The following is a 6,239-nucleotide window of genomic DNA, read 5'->3' as shown; positions in this document are numbered from 1 at the left end:
GATTATCCATGGCTGAAAGAGCGTCTGTCCGCCCCCTTTCAACTCCGATTAGTGTGAGACGGCAACCACGGACAGGTAATCGAAACAGTTTCAAGCCTGGAATGGGGGAGAACTATGCCCGGACGGAATGAAAATCTTCGGTACAGGCCATGGTTTGTGTAGGAAGAACTACCTTTCCGATGCCTTCTGAAAGAAGGAAAGGCGGAATTTTCCCAAAAAGGAGTGGGCGGAACAACTTCGGCCGACCTTTTATTATTTATGCGTCAGCACTGCAGATCGGCAAGCTTCCTGACCAAAGTTACAGCAGCACGTTTTTTTTGTATTTTTACCACCGAACAAAGCTATTGATATTCAATTACGCAAATCCACATTTAGGTCGATAAGAGTCGATGATATAATACCCATAGCAGCTTACCGTGGGGTAATATACTGTGGGTTCCAGCGCCTTATCAACTTTATCTAAATGAAAACGCTGGAAGCCCTGTTAGCATGGGCGTTAACTTCTTCTGTTAAAGCTGCCTGGTTTAGAATCTGGAGCAGTGACACTAAATACCATTAGTACTTGGTCAACTATTTGGTAAATTTATAAAAATTTCAACGAGCGCAACCGTATTAGCTGTAGTAATCACTACAGCTAATATTGGCAAATCACCATTTCCTCCCATAAAAAAGTTGAAAAATAAGAGTTGTCAAAATATAGTGTTAAGCAATAATTATTAGGAATGTATAATTATGTTAAGATTACTGCAACTTCTTAAGAAAGACTCATGCAGTAAACCTCATAACCAAGATTATTAGAATCATTACAAACCTGAACTCTGGCGTTTTTTTTGGGGGGGGATTATGGAAGATAAAAAACGATTCAATGCAAAAGAACTTTTTGAAGACTCCAGGGATTTATCAGATCTTTTAAACGAGAGGGTAGGATATGAAGCTTGCTGGGAGTGGCCGCTTAAAAATGGCAGCGGTGCTATGCATATGATCACGTTTAGGCCGGGTTTTATGATGGGGGTTGGAAATTTTCAGGTGATGGATAAATTTACCATCCAATTTGAAAACATGCACGTCCCTCTGCTAAGATTTAATTTTGGTATTTCCGGCAGAATGGATACCGACGTAGACTTGGAAGATGGCCGTAAGATTCTATGCACCAACAAGCCGAGTCACGGCATCCTAACCTATTTACCCAGGCTGCATGGGCTCCACCGTTTTTCCGCAGGGGGTACTGGTGCTCTTCAATGGATCGTTATCTACCTGGACCCAAATCTTTTGGGCGCTGTTGCTGAAATCGGACCAGACCGAATGCCTAATGATCTGTGCAAGATTGTGGCAGGTGAGAATAAAAAACAATTCTACCGGATATCGCCCACAGATCATTCGATTGCCACCGCCCTTTATCAAATCGTCAACTGCCCCTACCAGGGCTTTTTAAAACGCTTTTATCTTGAGAGCAAGGGATTGGAATTGATCGCCCACACTCTGGCCCAGTTGATCCCCCCCGAAACCCACAGGAAAAAGCCTTTCAGTCTGCGCCCCCAGGATATCGAACGTGTACAATATGCTAAGGAACTTACTCTGCGCGATCTTCAAAATCCCCCCAAACTCATAGATCTGGCCAAAACAGTCGGCTTGACCCATCCCAAACTGAATTACGGTTTCCGAGAAATATACGGCACCACTTTTTTTAATTATTTACGCCAAACCCGTCTTAAAAAAGCCAAATCACTTCTTGCTGAAGGTCGAATGAATGTTACTGAAGCTGCTTATGCCGTGGGTTATTCAAGTCTCAGTTCTTTTTCCAAATCATTCACGGATTACCATGGTATTGCACCGGGCACCTATTTGCGAAAGGTCCTAAGGAATGCTTAGAAATCCCAGATCATCGTGGAATAGTATTTTGCCTGTCAGTTGTTTAGAGTCATAAAACTATCCCGCCACTCCCCATTTTTCTATATAACGGCCATAGGCCAATCTTGTCTATCAGCACCCAGCCTCAGCACACAACGAACATTGAAAGATTTGTATAGGTCACACAGACTTTCTTATAAAAAAGTTCAAATTTAATTAAAAAAAATTCAACCATGATTAGCCGCGTTTCGCTAAAGTTGATATACATCAAAAAATTTTAACGACCAAACTTTGTCGAAAGTTGAAAACAATAAAACACATAAAAGAGTTGAGTTGCAAAGCACTACACCAAACCAATAAACTGAAAAGGAAAACACGATGAAATTCAAGGAAAAGACAGACCTTCTCTTACTGATATGTTTTTTGATTTTTCCCCCTTTCCCTGCACAGATCGGACATGCAGAAGAAGTATCCTCTTCACGATCAGAGCAAAATACATCCCTGCAAAATACATCCCTTGAATCCATTACCGTGACAGCCCAAAAGCGAGAGGAGAATGTCCAGGATGTTCCAATCAGTATGAGCATTTTATCGGACATATTCATTACTGATGCGGGAATAAAGGATGTGAAGGACCTAAGTTTTTTTACCCCCAACCTTTATTCCCAGCAGGTGGTCAATCAAAATATGATGGTCATCAGGGGGATTTCCTCACATTCTGTCGCCTTAAACACACCGGTCGGACTTTTTGTGGATGATATCGGATATCCTCTGACGCTCATGCAGAACCCGGATCTGTTGGATATCGAACGGATAGAAGTTTTGAGGGGGCCTCAAGGCACTTTGTACGGCCGGAATACCGAAGCCGGAGCCGTCAACATCATCACGAAACAGCCGGACAACGAAGCTCGGGGGAAAGTATTTGTGGAACCCGCATTTTACGATACCCCGGATCAAGAGGTTTTCAGTATCAGAACCGGGGCTACCGTCAGCGGACCGATTGTTAAGGACACCCTATTTTTCGGTGTCTCCTGCCAATACGAAAATTCAGACGGGTATACGGAAAATATTTACGACAATGATGATAAGGCTGCAAAAATCGACCATTTGAACGGACAGGCAAAGCTTCGCTGGAAGCCGAGCGATCCCCTGAACATTACCATGGTGCTCAACGGATACGAAAACAATGACGGATACGGTTACCTTCGGTACATCGACGGCCCGGCCCAATCCGATCGCTACAAAATCAACTGGGACGGCAGCAACGAATGGGCGGATAAGAACAACGGCCAGGCCCTGCGCATCAATTATTCAGGAGCTGCGTACAATCTGGTATCCATCACTACCCGGAACGACTATTCCACCGATTTCATCAACGACGGCGAATTCGGGCCGACCGTTTATCCGGACCAGGTTTTTATTTTCGAAGATACGGTTTACAGCCAGGAAGTTAGGATTTCTTCCGCTGATGAGGCCAGTCCTCTGACATGGATTGTCGGTATTTATGGGTTCACGGAAGAGGTGGATGCCCATGCCGAATACTTTGGCTCCACCTATATTACGAACTATGAATGCGACGGATTCGCCGTTTTCGGGCAAGGCACCTACACACTTTTTGATCGTCTCCATCTGACGGCGGGGCTGCGTTACGATTACCAGGACTACGAGGGCGAGCAAACCTTGAATTCGATTGCAGACCCTTATGGTGCCCAGTTCGACCATGGTGAATGGCTGCCCAAGGCCTCGATCTCATATGACATCAACGCATCTGCCATGGCCTACGCCACGGTTGCCAGGGGAATGCTCGCCGGGGGGTATGATTATGGTTTTGCCTCAAGTTCCGATACCCTGGCGTTTAAACCCGAGTTCTCCTGGAACTATGAAACAGGTTTGAAAACTTCCTGGTTCGACAACAAGCTGACGATCAATATCGCCGTGTTTTACATTGATATCGAAGATAAACAGGTGCAGGAATACTTAAACGGCGGGCCGCTTCGCGACATCTCCAATGCGGCCAAAGCCTCTTCAAAAGGCTTTGAACTGGAAATGACGGCGCGGCCGTTTTCAGGATGGCAAATCTTTGCCGGCATTGGATATGCGGATGCACAATTTGAAGAATGGGAATCGGAACAAGCTACCGGCGAAATCTATAACTTCGAAGGCAACAATCTGACCCATGCCCCTGAATACACCTTTAATGCAGGGGTGCAATATCACCACTCTTCGGGGTTCTTCGGGAGGGTAGACGTTACAGGGCTTGGAGATTATTACACGGATGCCAGAAACTCGGTCAAGGTGGACGGGTACGAGACGGTCAATCTGAAATTGGGATTTGAAGGAGAATCGTTCCAGGTTAGCTTCTGGTGCAAAAACGTCTTTGATGAAGCGTATTTGACCACCAAATCGTATTACTTCGGCGGACACACTGCCCAGGATGGTGCGCCCCGAATCATCGGATCAACCTTTATTTACCGTTTCTAATGCCGTCGCCACACCAAAAACAATTTTTAAACAAGCAGTACAGACATATATGGAGGAATCAGTAAAATGGCATATCGTATCTTTTTTTTAAGCACTATTTTGACATTAATTGTCAGTTCAGCTACAGCTCATACGCTTTGGGTCAATGCATTCAAATCCCGGGGGCATCTACCCACCCATGTTTTATGCACCATCGGTTGGGGGCATACCACGCCATTGGACGACCTGCCTCAAATGGTCAGGTTGGCGTCTTATATGCTCTATGGTCCGGATCTTAAGAAAACCCCGCTGCCCATGCCGGTGGCCAAGCCTTCAAATTCTTTTGATACCGACAACGGGCTGACTGTTGTATCAGGGGACATCGGTGCCCGGAAAATCATTCTGAAGGAGGGGTGCAAGCCGGGCACCTATCAGGTCGGCGTAAAGAGCCAAGACAACTATTACACACACTATTTAAATAAAAAAGATCAAACTAAATGGGCTATGAAGCCCAAAGACGAGGTAACGGATGCCAAAAAAATATTTCGGGGAATGCTATACAGGGGCACCGCTGTTTCCTATTTCACCGTAGAAAAGTGGCGGGCGCCCAAATCCCTGGGCTATGACCTGGAAATCCTGCCACTAACCGACCTTTCCGATATCCGTGTCGGAGATTCGGTGCAATTCAAGATTCTTTTCAGGGGAAAAAATTTGAATACATCCCCGGAGGTCAGTATTGAATATATCACTGCTGCGTCCGATTCTTTCGGCGGAAGAGACAGCTTCACCCTCTCATGTCCGATCTTTGATGGAAAGGGACAATTTCGCATGCCTGCTGCGGGACAATGGCTCGTAAATGTCTATACGCGCCAAGAGGTTACGGCGGACAACGACCTGAAGCACCTGGTCAAAAAGTGCGATACAGCTCTGTTTTCAAGCTCAATAACCTTCAAGGTCAATCCTTAAATAACTGAAGTCATGCCCCCAGAAAAACTGGGGGCATGATGCTGATGCTGCGCAAAGATAAGATCGAAAAGCCTGAACGTGGAAATAAAAGCTCACGAAAGTTTGTGAACCTACACAAATATTTTTCACGTCAGCTTCAACTCAATTTAAAAAATCATATCCCAGACCTCTTTTTTGTTCTTCGTATCATAGAATCCCCAAGTCGATTTCAGTCAATTAAATCCTCTTATCAACCATTTTAGCAATAACACTTTTGGGTGCTTCTCATAATTATTCCATATAAACTATATCTGACTGTTTCCAAAAATCATTCTTGTCAGCCAGAAATACACCGCTCCACAGTAGTTGCCAATCGAGCTCGGATAATCGTTTACTTTGTCTATTTAACCGGACCGGCAAGATCTTGAATACAGCAACCAATTCCCCCAAAAAGGATCAGGGGGGGGGTAATCCGACGTCAGTGAACCCTACAACTGGTAGGGCTCGTTTTTTTCACAACAAATTTTGACCGACTAAAAATTTTTCTAAAAGAACAGACTACCTCCACGACAAGAACCCTTCCCCAGGTGAAAATCTCCCCAGACTATCCCTGTCACTCCGGATCTTTTCAAGGACGATTCAACCACAATATGTGGGCTTGTCCAAATTTCAAAAAAGAGAGCCCTACAAACGCAAAAGCTCGCCCTTAAATTTTGGCTATGTTCCCTTTAATAGTTGAAATTGCTCCAATGAGATACTCAGCAAAGATTCTGGCAATATACCTGGGCGCTGCTCAAGTGAACGCCGCCATCCAAGATAATTTTGTAAATATTTCGTAGCAACTCCGTGGAATCGGTGCAGCCAGCCTTTAAATCGGCTGTGATAGGCATTGACATTTTGGAGGTGGAAAGCTCCTTTAACTCTGCCACCTTTACTCAGATTAACAACCTCATGAGAAAAATTTTCAGCATCGCAAAAAGTTTGAT

The 6,239-nt window shown here is 44.9% G+C and carries 3 protein-coding genes and 1 pseudogene; 3 read left to right on the top strand and 1 reads right to left on the bottom strand.

Annotated elements, in window-relative coordinates:
- The first annotated feature begins 843 nt into the window (after positions 1-843).
- The 3 genes from B147_RS30050 to B147_RS0104810 all read left to right on the top strand — a co-directional run bounded on the left by B147_RS30050 (position 844) and on the right by B147_RS0104810 (position 5,274).
- A complete protein-coding gene (locus B147_RS30050; RefSeq protein WP_020586110.1) occupies positions 844-1,869 on the top strand; it encodes a helix-turn-helix domain-containing protein in 1,026 nt (341 codons plus the stop codon).
- Between the two features lie 357 nt (positions 1,870-2,226).
- On the top strand, positions 2,227-4,329 hold the full coding sequence (locus B147_RS0104815; RefSeq protein ID WP_020586109.1) for a TonB-dependent receptor: 2,103 nt from the start codon (positions 2,227-2,229) through the stop codon (positions 4,327-4,329).
- A gap of 66 nt (positions 4,330-4,395) precedes the next feature.
- Positions 4,396-5,274, top strand: coding sequence for a DUF4198 domain-containing protein (locus tag B147_RS0104810; protein ID WP_020586108.1), 879 nt, complete (start codon positions 4,396-4,398; stop codon positions 5,272-5,274).
- Between the two features lie 696 nt (positions 5,275-5,970).
- Here the strand turns inward: B147_RS0104810 and B147_RS31490 are convergent.
- Positions 5,971-6,239 (bottom strand): annotated as a pseudogene (locus B147_RS31490) (IS1595 family transposase); the annotation flags it as partial.

Origin of the sequence: Desulfobacter curvatus DSM 3379 (assembly GCF_000373985.1) — a bacterium.
Taxonomy (GTDB): Bacteria; Desulfobacterota; Desulfobacteria; order Desulfobacterales; family Desulfobacteraceae; genus Desulfobacter; species Desulfobacter curvatus.
The sequence above is the reverse complement of the archived record's forward strand: the minus strand, read 5'-3'. Positions and strand labels throughout refer to the sequence as shown.